Raw genomic sequence first — 15787 nt, 5'->3', positions numbered from 1 at the left:
TCAGTCACCCAGGTATTGAATGGTGATGTGGTATTTAAATACGTGCTGCTCAATGCTGATCGGTTCGCGTTTTCCTTTTCGATTCAGATACGTGATTTCCGTGACCAGTTTGCCGCGGCTATTGCGCAGTTCACGCGTATCACCCGTATCGACGAGCCTCCAGCCTTGAGGTAATTGCGGTTGCCAGGCGCTAATTGGCCAATGGCTGAGCATCACGTCAGCCAGCACCTGACTGGCGGGCGGCAGTTGCGGAACGATGATCGATTGCTCGGTGTGCAATCCTTTTTCATCGTAAGTCACGAGGAACAGGCGAATGCCAACTGATGACAAGCCGGCCAGTGTGATTTTCTTATCATCAGCGTTAAGCATGACCAACAGCGACTGAGTTTTGCCGTTAAAACTTCCGGTCAGCAGCTGTTGTGAATTCACCGCGGGAGAAATCCCTGGAGCAGGTAGCGTCACACGAGCGCCCGGCTCTAACCAGGCTTGCGGACGGCCTTGCTGTTCCGGCTGCGAGTGGCCGCATCCGGCCAGCAGTAACGTGGCGACGAGCAGGCCCCGCCGGATGGCGCTGTGCTTATCCGGCCTACAATTGATGCGCTGGTGTTGACCGACAATGCCGCCATCCGGCAAAAGCCCACTCAACCAACGAAATATCGGTTTACTCATCGTTTTTTCTTCTCTCTTTTCGTTGGCATCGCCAGCGGTGACAGCAGGAAGGCGGTGAAAATGCCGCTTACCAGCACAATGCCAAAACTGCTGATTGCCTGAGTGGCGCTAAAGACCAGCATGCCGAGCGTCAGGAGCGTGGTCATCATCGCCAGCGTGATAGCCAGTAGTGACGTCAGTGGCGTACCGCGTGGATTACTGAAAAACAGCGTGTAGTTAATGCCAATTCCCAGTACCAACACCAATGCCAGCAGTGAGAACAAGTTGAGCGCATGGCCACTCAGGGCCAGTACCGCCAGACCACAACCTAAAGATAACACGGAGGGGACCAGGCTAATTAAGCCCTTACGCCAGCCAAGTCGAATCACGGCACCACAGGCAATTACTGCCAGTGCAACACACAGCAAGCCCGTCAGAATATGGCGATAAAGGGCAAACAGATTGTCAAAGCTGCTCTTACGATCCACCCACGCCACGCCGGAATATTTCGTGCTGAGTGTGTTTAAAGCATCACTTTGTTTCACGCCTTCAACGGGAACCAGTACGCTGCTTTCGCCGTCCGCCAGCGACAGCCACAGCAAGCGCCAGCCCTCACTGGCCGGGCTGGAAAGCCAGGCATCGACGGTGACCGGCATGGCGCTAAGATCGGGGTTCACCGTTGCCAGTCCGGCGCTGTTTAAGGCCTTTGTGACGGCGGGCGCGGCATCTTTTAACAGGGTGAGATCCTGCTGCTGCCGGGCGAGTGAATTGAGCGGAATGGTGCGATACCCGCTGAGTAATCCGTCTTTTTTTGCCTCTTCCAGCGCGGGAGTAAAGGCTTCCAGTCGCTCCAGCGTTTGCTGAGCGGATTTGCCGTACACGACAAACCACTTCTGGTCGACGCTTTGCCCGGTCAGGGCGGTAATCGCTTTTTCCTGAGCGAGAATGCCCTGCGGCAGCGCCTGTAACTGGGAGATATCATCGTCTACGCGTAGCGTCGCCATGCCTGCCAACGAGAACAATGCCAGCGCCACCGGCAGGCCAACGGATACTGTCTTATTCCGCCGCCAGGCGGCAAGCCAGCGTAGCATGAGCACCATTGCCGGAACCGGGCGCACCGGCAAGCGACGACACAACCAGGGGTGCCAGAAAATGACTGTCAAACATGAGGCACTCAGACCCACCGCCGCGAATACCGCCATCTGGCGAATACCGGGGAAGGGGGCGAGCATCATAATCAGATACGCCGCCACGGTGGTCAGTAGTGCCAGGAGCAGGGCATTGCGTACTTTGGCAAGGCTTTGCCATGGCGATGTTTCTGCACCGTGCACCATCCGCTCGGTCAAATAGTAGAGCGTATAGTCGGCGGAAATACCGATGATGCTCATGCTCATCACCAGCGTCATCAGATGGAGCTCGCCAAAAATCAGCAGCGTGACGACGGTTCCCGCCAGCGCGCCAATACCAATTGAAATCAGGCACAGCAGCAGCGGACGCAGCGAACGAAACACGGCCACGATGAGCAGGATCACCCCGATCACGGTCGCTATGCCGAGGGTCGAGATATCCTGTTTCGCCTGCTGGCTGGCGTAATCGCTGTAGAACAGCGTCCCGCGAGACAGCAGTTGTGCCTGCGGATAGTGGGTTTTGAACTCACCTTCCAGCGTATTCAGTGTAGTGACCAATTGGTGCGTCTGTTGCATATCAAACGATGAACCGGTCAGCTCGCCATGTAACAGATACCAGTAGTTGCCTTGCTCGTCCTGCGTGACCAGCCAGCCGTCCATCAGGCGTAAACGCTGCCCATTTTTAGCCATGGCCAACTGCGAGCCGCGCATCAGCATGAGAGGGTCGTTTTGTAGCTCTTTGCCGCTGACGCCGGAGAACGCCGAGTAAAGCTGGGACAGAATCCACTGGGCCTGCGCTTCGCCGCCGTTTTGCAGACGGGCGCGGGTGTCGTTATCTATCAGGCCGTTACGATGTTGCCAGAAGAAAGCCCCCCAGGCCTGCTGGCTGTTGGCATCCATCGGGCCTTTCACCTGGGCCAGCGCGTGCGATTTTTGCAGTCGCGCCAGCCAGTCGCGCGCCACCGTCGGGTCCGGTTGTTTACCGGGGCTCACCAGCCAGACCAATTGCCGGTCAAGGCGCTGCATAAAACCCTCGTTCAGACTCGGCGGGATGGCCCCCAGTGTCTGCTTTGGCAACATGGCCAGCACGCTGCTGTTAAGCCGGGCCTGAGGTAGCAGCGTCAGCAGGACGCCAAGCAGAATCAGGCAGGCGGCTCCCCATAGCAGCGCGGGGCGTTTACTGGGCGGTAAAGCGTTGGCGTTCGTCATCGGTCAGTTGCGCTGGCGTGAGTTGGTGTTGGGAAAGCGCGATATCGGTACGATCGCCCTGCTTATCATTGAGCTGAATACTCTCCAGGTAGGTCTTTCCGGCTAAATCAATCGTCGCAAAAATCTTATCCAGCGGGGTGGTGATTGGCGTCAGGCGTAGCGTCCAGCGCCCGTCCCCTAAGTCTGCAAACGCCACGCGGAAGTTTTGTTCCAGCACCTTACGATCCGCCTGGAATAACGCCCGTAGCAGATGGTTAAACTGGAACATTTGCGGGTTATTCTCCGCGGTGATGGTCTGCGGAGGTTGACCGTTAATCGCCTGAACCATCCGTTTGTCATCCAGTAGCAACTGCATCGGGAACGGCGCGGTTTGGTCCCATAACAGGCCCTGGTCGCGGGCGATCAGCATGTTGCCCTGAGATCGTAGCGGCTGCGGCAGATCCTTTATCGTCCGGGTTTGATCGAAGTGGGCGCGAACCACCGGTTGTTCGGTAAAACGCTGTTGCAGGGCGTCAAGCGTCAGAGCACTGACGAAAGGGCTGACGAGCAGCAGGAGCAATGGCCATAATTTCATGGTGTCACTCCCATCCGTTCAAACAGAATATCGGGGCTGACAAAGCACAGTTCACGGCTTTTTTCGTCTACGGCGACCTGGATGGTGTAGCCTGTTGTGGCGCGTTTCCCTGTTTCAGCATCAAAAATTTCGTAGCCGATACGCAGGCGATTTTCGAACTCTTTAATTTGGGCGCGTACACGGATACGCTGCTCGAAAGTCAGGGCATTGCGATACTTCACGCGAGTGTCGACCACGGGCCACAGATAGCCAGATTCTTTCATCTGCCGATAACCGTAATCGAATTGGTTCAGCAGTGCCTCACGGGCAATCTCGAAATAGCGGAAGTAGTTGCCATGCCACGCTACACCCATCATATCGACGTCGTGAAACGGAATAGTCAGCTCGACTTCAGCCGTAAAGCGGGGATCGTTAAGCACCCTTTACTCCTTGTCTTTGGTGTCCGGCAGTTGCCAGAAATCGAAAAAGTTAAACCAGTCGAGTGGCGACTGAAGTGCATAGTGCTCAAGGCGTTCGGCGTAGCGATCGACGGTATGTTGTAATGCCTGTTGTCGGGTGGCGCGTGGCAAGAGCAGCGGGTCAGCAAACGGTTCGCAGTGGATATGTAGCTTCTCCTGCTGGCGCAGGGCGAAAATCAGATCCACCGGGCAGCGTAAAATAGACGCAAGAATGAACGGGCCCTGTGGGAATGGCGCAACTTGCCCCATAAAGCGGCTCCAGCAGACACGCCATTCTCCGCCACGTTGGGTAGTGACGGCGATGCGATCGCCGACGATGGCTATCCATTCGCCACGATCCAGTTTCTCTTTGAGCAGAATGGCGGTATCCGGGCCGATATCGTTCACCGGTAGCAGGTTTAACCCAGCCTGCGGGGCCATTTCTTCCATAATTTGTTTAAAGCGTTGGGCGTTATCGCTAAATACCAACGCATTGATTGTCTTACTGCCCTGCAGCTGGGCCAGTGCCCGACAGGCTTCGACATCGCCCAGATGCGAAGCCAGCAGCAGTTTTCCTCGCGGGTCGCTGACATTTAGCGTCTCTTCCGCGCCTGGTGCAAAAACAACATCGCGGCCAACGTGCAGCTCACCGCGCCAGCTGGCAATCTTATCCAACATCGCGCCGCCAAAACGCAGGAAATGCTGATAACTGGTCAGGTTTGACGGTACTGGCATCCGGCGTGCGATCAGTTGCGCCCGTACGCGGCTAATCCAGCTCTGAGAGGCTTTTCGGGCAGTTGATGCGGTGAGCCAGTAAACGCCGACTACCGGATACAGTAGCAGGGAGAAGGCTTTGCGACCGAGTAAACGCCAGACCAGCAGCATCAGACGCATTCCCCACAACCCTTTGACTTCCTGCTGCTGCGCCCAGTGTGTTGATGAACGACGAAAAAGCAGGGAGGGGATACGCGGCAACATGCCAAAAAACAGGCGAGTGTGCATTAATGAAATGCGCAGATTGTCTTTGAGCGCGTCGAAATGGGATAGCCCGTCCTGCGGATAGGTGACTCGCGTTGGGATAAAATAGCTGGTGTTGCCTTGCCAGTAGAGGCGCACCATCACTTCGGTATCAAAATCCATCCGTTTGCCGAGCGTCACGCGCTGTGCCAGTTGCAGTGTAGGTGCCACCGGATACACACGGAAACCACACATGCTGTCTTTTAGCTGCAACGAGAGCGTTTCTATCCACACCCAGATGTGGGTTACCCAGCGTCCGTACAGGCGTGAGCGAGGAACAGAATCATCGTAAATCGGTTGCCCGGAAATGAGCGCTGTCGGATGTTCTTTTGCTAATGCAAGCAGCCTGGGAATATCTTCAATGGCATGCTGCCCGTCGGCATCGACCTGCACGGCATGACTGAACCCGGCATCTGCCGCCGCCTGTATTCCGCTAATTACCGCCGCGCCTTTGCCTGCGTTGACCGGCAGGCGAATTAACGTCAGATTGCGGTATTCTGCCGCCAGGCGTGCCAGTTCGTCTTGTGTGGTCTTGTCGCTGCCATCGTCCACTACAATGCAGGGGAGATTGAACGGCTGAAGACGCTCCAATACGCCCGACATCATCGCGCCGTGGTTATAGCAGGGGATCAACACGCACGGGGAAAACGTCAGCGGCATAACCGAATCTTCCCACTGCTGGCGGTATGGCGCGCTTCACCGTCGTGGCGCTGGTAACTAAAAGAGAGCATCTGACGTTCTTCCTGCCAGCTCAGGCTCAGGGTGACGGTGGTTTCAGGCAATAGCGGTGACTGGAACTTCACGTTCTGAATACTGTGAAAACGCCAGCCAGGGACCAGCAACGTGGTGGCGTAATGCATCGCCCAATCCAGTTGTGCAACGCCTGGCAGCAGTGGCTGCACGGCAAAATGCCCGCTAAACCAAAACAGCGAAGGGTCGAGATGTAAAATAATCTCAGCCTGTTGAGGCTGTGCCTGATGGCGCTCGATTTCATGGGGTTTCATGAAATAACTCCTGTAATTGCGCATAGACACGCTTGTTCATACTGTTGACTGGAATCTCATCAATCACCCGCCAGTAGCGGGGAACGGCGACCGGCTCCAGCCAGGGCAACAGCGAACGTCGCCAGGTCAGTTCTTGCGGTTTTCCTCCGCACGCGAGCCAGCGTTGATGGGCTTTGTCATCCAGTACCAGCAGGACGCCAACGCCCTGGCGCCCCCCGCGTGAGACCGGCAATGCCGCGACGTCACGGATACCGTCCAGCGCCAGCAAGCGTTGCTCCACTTCGCTGAGTGAAATGCGTTTCTCTTCAATCTTGACGACTCGCCCACGCCTGCCCATTAGGCGAAACTGACCGTTTTCAGTAAATTGCAGAATATCATCCAGCAACAGGCCATCATCAGCGGCAATTAGCGGTGAAAATACGCGAAATGCGTCATTTTCTGGTTGAAATCTGACGCCGGGAAAAGGCAGCCATGCCACATCATCTTGACGGCGATAACGCCACGCAAGGATGCCGGTTTCAGTGCTGCCGTAGATCTCATCGGGCCAGACATTCAGCCAGTCAGCAGCCTGGGTGACGTCTTGCCAGGGCAGCATACCACCCGCAGACAGTATCAGTTCGACCGGCGGCGGTGCCAGGTGGTGGTCGAGGCGTTTCAGAAACGCCGGACTGCTGATAAACGCATACCGATGATCAGAGCTCAACGCCGCCAGTTGTTCGGCATACCAAAGCATTGCCGCGTGCAGCGGCAGACCTAAGGCCATCGGCAAGAAGATACGGAACGTCAGACCATACAGATGTTGCGGAACCACTGATGCGACCACCCGGCAACCTGCCAGACGATCGGCAAAGCGCGTCGCGAGCAATGCCGCTTCGCTATCCAGGCGAGCGATCGGTTTGATCACGCGTTTCGGCTGGCCGGTCGAACCGGAAGTGAACAGCTCCACAAAAGCGTCGCTGCGTATTGCCGGAAACGTGATGTCGTGGGTCACGGGTGTCATGGCAGAACTGACCACCCGCAGCACTCCCTGCCACTCCAGCGCTTTATCGCTCAGTACCCCGTCAAACAGCCTGTGCTGCTCGTTTAACAACGAAACGCGACAATGCCCAGGGATCACTGGCGTTTTGCCAGCATGTAGCGTGGCCAGCAGCGCGACGATAAATAAATAGCTGTTCTCGAAGCACAATGCCCAGCGTTCACCTTCCTGCCGCTGCAGGTACGTTATCAACTGGGCCACATCGTGGCGCAGATGACCCAGCGTCCAGGTATGCTCTTCCTGCCACGCAACAGGAACGTCGTTTGGGCGTAGGTCACAGAGCCATTGAGCAAGTGTGAGGGGCTGCTTCATTGGGTATCTCGTTTTATCACTAGTTGGCGAACTAACCACTCGCCGACCATCAATGTTCCCATCAGCAGATAGGAAACCATACCGTTCCAGGTCGTCCACAGGGTCATATCGCCATTCAGTGCGGTAAAGAGCGCAACGCTGCCATTGATGATGAAAAAGGCGCACCAGATTTGTGTCACACGGCGTGTGTAGCGTACTCCTGCCTCGGGCAGATTTGGGTCGCGCAGCCGCGCCAGGCGTTCAACAATGGGCATCGCGGACCACAGAGAACCACCAAATACCGACAGCATGACGCCGTTTACCACTACCGGGTAAAACAGCAGCAACTGATGCGTTTTGAGCAGATAACTGGCAATGCACAACGTGATACCCGCGACCGCCACGACCTGTGTCACGACGCGCAACGGCCCCGCCTGTCGCCGGGTCTGGCGAAAGCGTAAAAAAAGGAGTAGCGCCATCAACGGTAGCAACCAGTGCAGACTGTTATGCGCAAGGCCAAACCAGATCAAAAACGGCCAGGCCAACAACAGTAGGCCTGTTAGCAGTTGTACGACTGGCAGCGAGCGAGTGCCCGACACGGTGAATTACGCTTCTTTGAGAAGGCGTTCTACCGCGTCGACGACATCTTGTACGGTGCGTACTGCTTTGAACTCTTCCGGCTTGATTTTCTTACCGGTTTTCTTTTGCAGATGCACGATCATGTCGACGGCGTCGATGCTGTCGAGTTCCAGATCTTCGTACAGGCGCGCCTCAGGCTTAATGTCCTGCGGGTCGACTTCAAACAGCTTGACCAGCAGTGAGGAGACTTCTTCGTAAATGGCTTTTTGTTCGGTCATAACGGACTATCCTCAGGCACGTTGCGCGTGAATGAACGATGCCAGCGTGGCGACGGAGAAGAAGTGCTGACGCATTTCTTCGCTCTCTGCTGAGAGGACCACGCCATACTCGTTTTTCACCGCCAGCCCCAGCTCCAGGGCGTCGATTGAGTCCAGACCTAATCCATCGCCAAAGAGTGCCGCTTCGGTATCAATATCGTCAGCTGTCAGTTCGTCGAGATTCAATGTCGTTATAATGAGATTTTTGATTTCAAGATAAAGCGCTTGCATCATTAATTCCTGAAAGAGGTAAAGTACCTGGTTGTAATTGAAGCAAAAGATGCCGGTTCAACTGCCTTGCGGCCAGCGCCGGTTCTTGTGAATTTGCGTCGTAAAATTGATCGATCTTAACCCGTTCGTGTACTGAAATGGTGAACATGGGCTTTATCGATGGGACGTCGTACCATTTGCTTTCTTTATCCAGCATTTGTTCGCTGCAGTTAATGGTTACGATGCGTAAATCGCTGCTGCAGCGTACGGCGATATTCGCCGCACCACGCTGTAACGTCATTTCCTCTCCGGGGCGTGTACGGGTTCCCTCGGGGAAAATTAAAATGGTATCACCTTGTTCCAGACGTTGCTGGCACGCGGGTAACAGCGCATCAGCCTGACTGTTAATCAGATAATCTGCTGCCCGGACCACGCCGCCGAGAAACGGGTTCTTTAGTAATGCGCTTTTTACCAGACAGTCGGTTTCTGGCATGACCGAGGCCAGTAGCACGTAGTCGATGAGCGTCGGATGATTGGCAACGACCAGGCACCCTTTTTCGTTGCGTAAAATGTCTCGTCCTGCAATCTGGTAATCCAGCACGCCAAGTCGCTTTACCACCGTTAAAAAAAGGCGAAAACTGGCAGCAATGCTGCGTCTGGCGATACGCCGACGCCGGGCTTTATCCCATACTGCGATGAGCAATACGTTAAACCAGACGGTAGAAAGGAGCAGTCCGCCGAGGCCAAACAGGGCAAAGCAAAAACCGGTCATCACCAGTCGCCATACCCAATTAAGCCGCAGGAAAATCGTGTTCATCCCTGACTCCACTGCCACTGTACGCGCTCGCCTGGCAGGGTAAACGCCGCGGTATCTTGCAAATAATGTTGTAAAAACAACAGGCTTTGTGGCAATGGCGTCTCACCTTGCGCGCGGTGTGGACGGGTTTCGCATTGCCAGCGATCACCGGACTCAATCACCAGTGCAACGGCAAACGGCCATGTCGGCATATCAGGCGGTAACTGTGGATGATAAAACTCGGGCAGAAAACCGTCGAAATCGACCATCAATACGCGCTGATATCCCGCCTGCAACAGCCCGATGATTTCGCACAGCCCCTGCTGGAACGTATCCCTGCCAGCAGAAAGCGAGGAGGAGACAATCGGTTTTTTCGCGGCAATGGTCAGGTTTCCCACCGCAGAATTATGCACAGAGAGGGCGAAATCGGTCGGTGAGAGTGCCTGCTCAGTCGCCAGAGCGTGCAGGATCCTGTAGTTACGCTCCAGTTCACCATGGCGGCTGGTGTACAACACGGCGTCGATATCATGACGGCGTAGCATCGCCAGCCCGCAATCAACGGCCAGTTTACTACCGGAGCTGAGGCGGCGAGCCGTCATCATTGGTAACTCGCTGGGTTTAGCCAATGGCGCGGTGGGATCGATGGCGTGCGAAAACCGTGACCATTCCTGCCACTGTTCTGTTTCACTTAACCCTGGCGCCTTGGCCTGCCAGTCGATAATGTTGAATGCAAATTTCATCAACGCGTATCCGCGGTAAATCGGTTGTTCCGATTGTTTCTTATTTTTTCTTCTGACATATCAATAAAGTATGCCCAACACCTAAGTTGTCGTGGCGTTCATCTACCTGAAAACCTGCCTGATTCAGATAGTGATAAAACTTCTCTACGCTGTAGAAACGGCTGTTGCCATTCGCCATACAGGTAAAATAAAGCGAAGACGCATTCAGGCTAAATGAGGCCGCTTCAAATTTTTGGGCATCCCAAAACAGTTCCATAATGCACAGCTTCGCGCCCGGTTTCATCACCCGAGCAATGTTGCTCAGTATGGCGATAATTTGTTCCGGGGAAAAACAGTCCAGAAATTGGCTCATCCACCAGATATCTGCCTCTGCGGGTAAAGGCGAGTCGCTAAGCATATCCACAGCATGGAAATTTATGCGATGGGATAATCCCGCATTTTCGATATTTTCGCGGGCAAGTGCAATTTGTTGCGGCAAATCTAATAGAGTGACTGCAATATTGTCATCATGTTGACAACAACGTAATGCCCATTTTCCGGTATTTCCGCCGACATCGTACAGGGTTGCAGGGGCGCTGGCGAATACATATGGCAATGCGGCATCAAATGCGCCATCTGAATAGTAATGATCGAAAGCGAACCAGCTTTCACGCGCAGCCAGGGGTAATTGCGACAGTGCAGGATAGATTGTTGGCCAGTCGCCAAAAATTTTTAATCCCGCGGGTTTCCCTTCTTTCAGCGCATTCTCCAGATAGAACAGTCCCTGATAACAAACATCCTGGGTGAAATCCATATTCACACGCGTCATTGTGTCATGTAAAAGGAAGTGGCCGACTTTTGCGAGGTAATAATATCCTTCTTTGTGGGTAATGATTCGCCCACTTAACCCCATATCCAACAGGATGCTGGCGGCATATTCGTTGATGGTGCTGTTCTCGGTAATTTCGTCGAGCGTGGCGCCGCGTTTACCTTGCTTGTCCAGCCAGGTGAGTACTCCCGCATTTCGCAGACACAACGCGGTTTGAAAAAGCATAGGGGCAAAGGCGATACGTTGTGCTTCAGTAATGGCATCCAGTGCGCTAAGCGAATCCTGTTCGTACATGTGGGGACAACCTGTTAAATGGCAGAGAGTAAGAGTATCGGGCCTTTTCGGCCCGACTTTAGGCGTAATTACAGATTGGCACCGGCTGACAGATTGAGCTGGATGTCTTTATCCAGATTGCGTACCCAGCGGTTGTAGTTTTTATGGATTTTTCCACCAGAAGCCTGCAGGTTAAGGCTGCTGTCGTATTTAATGTCATAGCTGGTGGCGGTATAGGTGATACGGACTTCAGCCACATGGTCGCGGGTTTGTTGGCGTGCTTTAATAACACCAGGACCGGCTTCAGACATGACCCATTGGCGTTGAATGCCCGCTTTCAGAATCGCGGTTTTAACCTGATCCTGAGTGTGCCCCGCGCTTACGCTGGTGTGAACTTGATCGATCGGCGCAGTACGCGCACATCCCGCCAGCGCACCGACAACGGCAATGGCCGCAAACCACTTAATATACTGTTTCATTAAAACTCCCTCTCAAAGTACTGTTTATACGTGTTTAATAATAAGCTTCGAAATAATGATCACCCTGCAGCACCTGTGATTCTATTTAAGCTAAATTAGCATTTTATTTCACGTGTCCGATAGCAAGGCGACGGAGGTTACCGGATGGTAATATTCGGTGATTTTCTTCAACGGAAATTTTTCAGCGTAATCATCGGCGAGAAGTATAGATTTTTAGATAAAACGTATCAAATAAAATAACCTTTAAATATAGGCAGATAGTTTGAGTTAAATGCTATGGGGGGATTCATTATTCTTATGCGGTTTGGCAAAGACATCCGTACGTTGACTTATGTAATTTCTTTATTAAAAAATGAAATCCTTTTCACTCTTTATTTAAGATAAATTGCGATATATACCTGTATGGATATCAGTTTAACGGGCATATAAAAAGATAAAAACTACCTCGGTTGGTAGTTTTTCAGGGTAGCCGACTTTTGGGTCTGCCGGGACCAAGTAAAATGGCCAGTTTGCTGCCACCGGTGGTGGTTTCCATCCAGATTTTACACACGCTGGTTAATGGGACGGAGAGCAACATGCCCACGGGACCGAGCAGCCATCCCCACACCAACAGGGACAGGAAAACGATCAGCGTCGACAATCCCAGGCGATGCCCCATCATACGTGGCTCAAGGATATTGCCAATCACCATATGCACCACCAGAAACAGCGCGCCGACCAGCACGCACTCGTACAGGCCATTGAACAGCAACGCCTGAATCATAGGCGGCACGGCGGAAATAACCGAGCCTATATTGGGCACATAATTGAGCAGGAAGGCCAGCACGCCCCACATCAGAGCAAATTGAATGCCCATTAGCGCCAGTCCCAGCCAGACGATGGCGCCAGTCCATAAGCTGAGTAACGTTTTCAGTGCCAGATAATGAGATACGCCCTTTAATGCCCGATGCAGCCCCGCAATATGGATCTGCGGATTGTTCAGCGCAAAGCGCATTTTGTAGGGAACGTGACGTACCTCAAACAGCATAAAGACCACCGTCATCACCAGCAGAACGACGCTGGCCATCGCACCGGAAAGACTCGTCATCAGCGTGGTTGTGAAGGTCATGAGTTTGTCGGAATCGATACGTTGCAGGATGCGCTCTGGTGACATATGCAAATTTAGAAACGGCACCATCTCTTGCAGATACAGGACTTTGCGCGTCAGCTCCTTATTGTACTTGGGCAGCATGGCCATGAATTCTGTGATCGACGATGCCAGGACACCAACCAGTGCGGTAAGGACGATGAGCATCACGACGACCACCAGCGTAATGGCTACCGGGCGACGGATCCCCCGACGAATAAACCAGGTTACCAGGGGGTTCAACACAATGGCGAAAAACAGGGCCAGCAGTAGCTGCACAAGGATATCGGCTGCGGCGTGTATACCCGCGAGGATCACCACCAGCGCGGCCAGTTTAAGCAAAATGTGCAAACCTGTTTTGTCAGGCTGGATGGTCGTCATGTCTTCTTCCTGTGTGCATTTTTGCATTAAGTGTAGCGGCTGGCTTGCTGCCGATATTCCTAATCTGGTTACTGATTTCTGGGCTGCAACATGGTAGAAATGAAACACTGTTGTGAATATGTGGTGACCCTCCATGCCCGAACCCGTCGCTGAACCGACGCTGAGCGGATTGCGCCTCAATCTGCGCATTGTCTCCGTGGTGATGTTTAACTTTGCCAGCTATCTGACCATCGGCCTCCCGCTCGCGGTTTTGCCGGGTTATGTCCATGATGTGATGGGATTTAGTGCCTTCTGGGCCGGGCTGGTTATCAGTCTGCAATACTTCGCGACGTTGTTGAGTCGCCCTCATGCCGGTCGCTATGCCGATTTGCTGGGGCCGAAAAAGATTGTGGTATTTGGGCTGTGCGGCTGTTTTTTAAGTGGTCTGGGCTATTTGCTGGCAGGGAGCGCTCATGGTTGGCCGCTGGCCAGTTTATTACTGCTGTGCCTGGGGCGCGTGATTCTGGGCATCGGGCAAAGCTTTGCCGGGACCGGCTCTACATTGTGGGGCGTTGGGGTGGTTGGCTCAATGCACATTGGACGGGTGATTTCATGGAACGGTATTGTCACCTATGGGGCGATGGCGATCGGTGCGCCGTTGGGGGTGCTGTGCTACGCCTGGGGTGGCTTACAGGGGCTGGCGCTGACCGTGATGGCCGTGGCGCTGCTGGCAATATTGCTGGCGCTGCCGCGTCCGGCAGTGAAAGCCAGTAAAGGCAAACCGTTACCGTTTCGCGCGGTGCTTGGACGAGTCTGGCCGTACGGTATGGCACTGGCGTTGGCCTCTGCCGGCTTTGGGGTGATCGCCACGTTTATTACCCTGTTTTACGACGCGAAAGGCTGGGACGGCGCGGCATTCGCGCTGACGCTATTTAGCTGCACGTTTGTCGGTACTCGTCTGCTATTCCCAAATGGCATCAACCGATTAGGTGGGCTGAATGTCGCGATGATCTGCTTTAGCGTCGAAATTGTTGGGCTGTTGCTGGTCGGGATGGCTTCCATGCCGTGGATGGCGAAAATCGGCGTGCTACTGGCCGGCGCAGGGTTCTCGTTAGTCTTCCCGGCGCTGGGTGTGGTCGCGGTAAAAGCGGTCCCGCAGCAGAATCAGGGCGCGGCACTGGCGACCTATACGGTATTTATGGATTTGTCGCTGGGTGTCACCGGGCCTTTGGCGGGACTGGTGATGACGTGGGCGGGTGTACCGGTTATCTATCTGGCGGCCGCAGGGCTGGTGGCGGTGGCGTTATTGCTGACATGGCGGTTAAAAAAACGGCCTCAGGTGGTGTCACCGGAGGCCGCATCATCGTCTTAACGATTACTGGATAACCAGCGTGTTAATGATGTTTTCTGCCGTGGTCTGTGCTTTCTGTTGATCATCAGCTGGCAGCGTGATTTGCAGGGTCAGCAGTTGGTTGTCCACTTTGCCCAACACCACGGAGGAGTAGGCAGTCTGGCCTTTCGCTGAAATGATGCTGTCTAACTGCTGAAGCGTGTGGCCTTTCAGCTCAATGGACTTGTTAGTGACCACCTGCAGTTGCGGGTCACGGCTACGCTGCTGATCTTCCAGACGTTTTGCCAGTACAGGCAGTGCTTCACTGGTATCGTCACCGACAATCACAATCACCGCTTTCTGGCCGGTTGCGTCAGAATAAACGTGCATGTTGTTGGCCTGAGTGCCCAGCTTGCCGCTCTGATCGGTCATGTCTGCCGGCAGGGAAAAACTGAGTTTGCCGTCGAGCAGGTTAACCGGTTGTCCGGCGGCGCTGCTTTGTGCGGCAGCACCCTCTGCTGGCGCTTTTGTATCGCTATTATCACAGGCCGCAAGCCCCATAACCAGCAGGCCAATACCGACATATTTAACCAGATTGCGCATTGACTTCTTCCTTTCGATAAACGGCCATAACGGCTCATTCGTCCATCTTATCACAACTCGGAAAATGAACCTTTAACTCGTCTGCAATGCAGAGATTTCAGATTTATCTGCCAGCCTTTTCAGCAACATATTCAGCAACACGCCATACATCGGCAGGAAGAAAATAATGCTGATCAGCACTTTGAAGCAGTAATCGACAAGCGCGATTTCCATCCAGTGCTCGGCCATAAAGGCATCCGGGCTGCGCCAGAAGGCGATAAAGAAGAACGCCAGCGTATCGCTGATGTTGCCAAACAGCGTTGAGGCCGTAGGCGCGAGCCACCAGCGACGGTTCTGACGCAGGCGGTTAAAGACGTGCACATCCAGAATTTGTCCCAGCGCGTAAGCCATAAAACTGGCGGCAGCGATACGGGCGACAAACAGGTTAAAGTGCAGCAGCGCATCAAAACCTTGCCAGGAACCCATATAGAACAGTGAAGACACGCCATAGGAGATCAGCAACGCAGGAACCATCACGGCAAAGATGATGCGTCTTGCCAGCGGTGCGCCAAAGATACGCACGGTCAGATCGGTCGCGAGGAAAATAAACGGAAAGCTAAACGCGCCCCAGGTGGTATGAAAACCAAAGATGGAGATCGGAAGCTGCACCAGATAGTTGCTGGAGGTGATCACCAGCAGATGAAATAGCGATAGCCAGAACAACGCTTTTACGCGCTGATTTTGTGTAAACGGAGTCATATTGTGACCTTTTTGTTGGATGGGGTGAGGGAACCCAATAAAAAACCGTCGCATGATACTGCTTTAAAAACACATTGCAATGGTT

Annotated in this window: 18 protein-coding genes; 1 reads left to right on the top strand and 17 read right to left on the bottom strand. The window is 53.9% G+C overall.

The window, feature by feature from the left end:
* From NNO08_RS01665 to NNO08_RS01595, 15 genes are all read right to left on the bottom strand, one after another.
* Positions 1 to 669: a DUF3261 domain-containing protein gene (locus NNO08_RS01665; protein ID WP_271441304.1), complete on the bottom strand. Its 669-nt coding sequence runs from the start codon at positions 667 to 669 to the stop codon at positions 1 to 3.
* Positions 666 to 2984 carry an MMPL family transporter gene (locus NNO08_RS01660; RefSeq protein WP_271456045.1) on the bottom strand — a complete coding sequence of 773 codons (2319 nt, stop codon included), beginning with the start codon at positions 2982 to 2984 and terminating at the stop codon, positions 666 to 668. Before NNO08_RS01660 ends, NNO08_RS01665 begins: the two co-directional genes overlap by 4 nt.
* Positions 2953 to 3558, bottom strand: coding sequence for a LolA family protein (locus NNO08_RS01655; protein ID WP_271456044.1), 606 nt, complete (start codon positions 3556 to 3558; stop codon positions 2953 to 2955). Before NNO08_RS01655 ends, NNO08_RS01660 begins: the two co-directional genes overlap by 32 nt.
* Positions 3555 to 3977, bottom strand: coding sequence for an acyl-CoA thioesterase (locus NNO08_RS01650; protein ID WP_045448568.1), 423 nt, complete (start codon positions 3975 to 3977; stop codon positions 3555 to 3557). The genes NNO08_RS01655 and NNO08_RS01650 overlap by 4 nt, the downstream gene beginning before the upstream one ends.
* Before the next feature lie 3 nt (positions 3978 to 3980).
* A complete protein-coding gene (locus NNO08_RS01645; RefSeq protein ID WP_271456043.1) occupies positions 3981 to 5672 on the bottom strand; it encodes a glycosyltransferase family 2 protein in 1692 nt (563 codons plus the stop codon).
* Positions 5663 to 6016 (bottom strand): ApeI family dehydratase, encoded by a 354-nt coding sequence (locus NNO08_RS01640; RefSeq protein WP_271456042.1) that lies wholly within the window; start codon positions 6014 to 6016, stop codon positions 5663 to 5665. Before NNO08_RS01640 ends, NNO08_RS01645 begins: the two co-directional genes overlap by 10 nt.
* Positions 6003 to 7364 (bottom strand): AMP-binding protein, encoded by a 1362-nt coding sequence (locus NNO08_RS01635; protein WP_271456041.1) that lies wholly within the window; start codon positions 7362 to 7364, stop codon positions 6003 to 6005. The genes NNO08_RS01640 and NNO08_RS01635 overlap by 14 nt, the downstream gene beginning before the upstream one ends.
* A complete protein-coding gene (locus NNO08_RS01630; RefSeq protein WP_202037516.1) occupies positions 7361 to 7942 on the bottom strand; it encodes a hypothetical protein in 582 nt (193 codons plus the stop codon). The genes NNO08_RS01635 and NNO08_RS01630 overlap by 4 nt, the downstream gene beginning before the upstream one ends.
* 6 nt (positions 7943 to 7948) lie before the next feature.
* On the bottom strand, positions 7949 to 8200 hold the full coding sequence (locus NNO08_RS01625) for an acyl carrier protein (RefSeq protein WP_005121566.1): 252 nt from the start codon (positions 8198 to 8200) through the stop codon (positions 7949 to 7951).
* 12 nt (positions 8201 to 8212) lie between these two features.
* Positions 8213 to 8470 (bottom strand): phosphopantetheine-binding protein, encoded by a 258-nt coding sequence (locus tag NNO08_RS01620; RefSeq protein WP_048213596.1) that lies wholly within the window; start codon positions 8468 to 8470, stop codon positions 8213 to 8215.
* Positions 8451 to 9266 carry a lysophospholipid acyltransferase family protein gene (locus tag NNO08_RS01615; RefSeq protein WP_271448692.1) on the bottom strand — a complete coding sequence of 272 codons (816 nt, stop codon included), beginning with the start codon at positions 9264 to 9266 and terminating at the stop codon, positions 8451 to 8453. Before NNO08_RS01615 ends, NNO08_RS01620 begins: the two co-directional genes overlap by 20 nt.
* A complete protein-coding gene (locus NNO08_RS01610; protein WP_271456040.1) occupies positions 9263 to 9985 on the bottom strand; it encodes a beta-ketoacyl synthase chain length factor in 723 nt (240 codons plus the stop codon). Before NNO08_RS01610 ends, NNO08_RS01615 begins: the two co-directional genes overlap by 4 nt.
* Before the next feature lie 40 nt (positions 9986 to 10025).
* Entirely contained in the window at positions 10026 to 11087 is a 1062-nt protein-coding gene (locus tag NNO08_RS01605) for a class I SAM-dependent methyltransferase (protein ID WP_137381983.1), read from the bottom strand.
* 68 nt (positions 11088 to 11155) lie between these two features.
* Positions 11156 to 11533 carry a hypothetical protein gene (locus tag NNO08_RS01600; protein WP_122973906.1) on the bottom strand — a complete coding sequence of 126 codons (378 nt, stop codon included), beginning with the start codon at positions 11531 to 11533 and terminating at the stop codon, positions 11156 to 11158.
* A gap of 472 nt (positions 11534 to 12005) precedes the next feature.
* Positions 12006 to 13052 (bottom strand): AI-2E family transporter, encoded by a 1047-nt coding sequence (locus NNO08_RS01595; RefSeq protein ID WP_202037518.1) that lies wholly within the window; start codon positions 13050 to 13052, stop codon positions 12006 to 12008.
* A 133-nt stretch (positions 13053 to 13185) separates the two neighbouring features.
* Here NNO08_RS01595 and NNO08_RS01590 point away from each other — a divergent pair, with 133 nt between their 5' ends.
* Positions 13186 to 14403 carry an MFS transporter gene (locus tag NNO08_RS01590; protein WP_271448690.1) on the top strand — a complete coding sequence of 406 codons (1218 nt, stop codon included), beginning with the start codon at positions 13186 to 13188 and terminating at the stop codon, positions 14401 to 14403.
* Positions 14404 to 14406: 3 nt separating this feature from the next.
* On the opposite strand, the gene NNO08_RS01585 is transcribed toward NNO08_RS01590, so the two are convergent.
* Both NNO08_RS01585 and NNO08_RS01580 read right to left on the bottom strand, forming a co-directional pair.
* The gene (locus NNO08_RS01585; protein WP_005121574.1) at positions 14407 to 14964 is read right to left on the bottom strand and encodes a DcrB family lipoprotein; all 558 of its coding nucleotides are present in this window, start codon (positions 14962 to 14964) and stop codon (positions 14407 to 14409) included.
* Between the two features lie 72 nt (positions 14965 to 15036).
* Complete coding sequence (locus tag NNO08_RS01580; RefSeq protein WP_005121575.1) at positions 15037 to 15702, bottom strand: 7-cyano-7-deazaguanine/7-aminomethyl-7-deazaguanine transporter; 666 nt, start codon at positions 15700 to 15702, stop codon at positions 15037 to 15039.
* Positions 15703 to 15787 lie beyond the last annotated feature (85 nt).

Source organism: Citrobacter sp. Igbk 17 (genome assembly GCF_028069775.1).
Classification (GTDB): Bacteria; Pseudomonadota; Gammaproteobacteria; order Enterobacterales; family Enterobacteriaceae; genus Citrobacter.
Note: the sequence above shows the minus strand (reverse complement) of the source record. Positions and strands in the feature narration are given on the sequence as shown.

Bases quoted from the DNA above. Each gene is read 5' to 3' on its own strand.
- NNO08_RS01590 (WP_271448690.1), top strand. From the start codon at position 13,186: ATGCCCGAACCCGTCGCTGAACCGACGCTGAGCGGATTGCGCCTCAAT.
- NNO08_RS01595 (WP_202037518.1), bottom strand. From the start codon at position 13,052: ATGACGACCATCCAGCCTGACAAAACAGGTTTGCACATTTTGCTTAAA.
- NNO08_RS01610 (WP_271456040.1), bottom strand. From the start codon at position 9,985: ATGAAATTTGCATTCAACATTATCGACTGGCAGGCCAAGGCGCCAGGG.
- NNO08_RS01660 (WP_271456045.1), bottom strand. From the start codon at position 2,984: ATGACGAACGCCAACGCTTTACCGCCCAGTAAACGCCCCGCGCTGCTA.
- NNO08_RS01635 (WP_271456041.1), bottom strand. From the start codon at position 7,364: ATGAAGCAGCCCCTCACACTTGCTCAATGGCTCTGTGACCTACGCCCA.
- NNO08_RS01645 (WP_271456043.1), bottom strand. From the start codon at position 5,672: ATGCCGCTGACGTTTTCCCCGTGCGTGTTGATCCCCTGCTATAACCAC.
- NNO08_RS01605 (WP_137381983.1), bottom strand. From the start codon at position 11,087: ATGTACGAACAGGATTCGCTTAGCGCACTGGATGCCATTACTGAAGCA.
- NNO08_RS01620 (WP_048213596.1), bottom strand. From the start codon at position 8,470: ATGCAAGCGCTTTATCTTGAAATCAAAAATCTCATTATAACGACATTG.
- NNO08_RS01585 (WP_005121574.1), bottom strand. From the start codon at position 14,964: ATGCGCAATCTGGTTAAATATGTCGGTATTGGCCTGCTGGTTATGGGG.
- NNO08_RS01615 (WP_271448692.1), bottom strand. From the start codon at position 9,266: ATGAACACGATTTTCCTGCGGCTTAATTGGGTATGGCGACTGGTGATG.
- NNO08_RS01640 (WP_271456042.1), bottom strand. From the start codon at position 6,016: ATGAAACCCCATGAAATCGAGCGCCATCAGGCACAGCCTCAACAGGCT.
- NNO08_RS01580 (WP_005121575.1), bottom strand. From the start codon at position 15,702: ATGACTCCGTTTACACAAAATCAGCGCGTAAAAGCGTTGTTCTGGCTA.
- NNO08_RS01665 (WP_271441304.1), bottom strand. From the start codon at position 669: ATGAGTAAACCGATATTTCGTTGGTTGAGTGGGCTTTTGCCGGATGGC.
- NNO08_RS01655 (WP_271456044.1), bottom strand. From the start codon at position 3,558: ATGAAATTATGGCCATTGCTCCTGCTGCTCGTCAGCCCTTTCGTCAGT.
- NNO08_RS01625 (WP_005121566.1), bottom strand. From the start codon at position 8,200: ATGACCGAACAAAAAGCCATTTACGAAGAAGTCTCCTCACTGCTGGTC.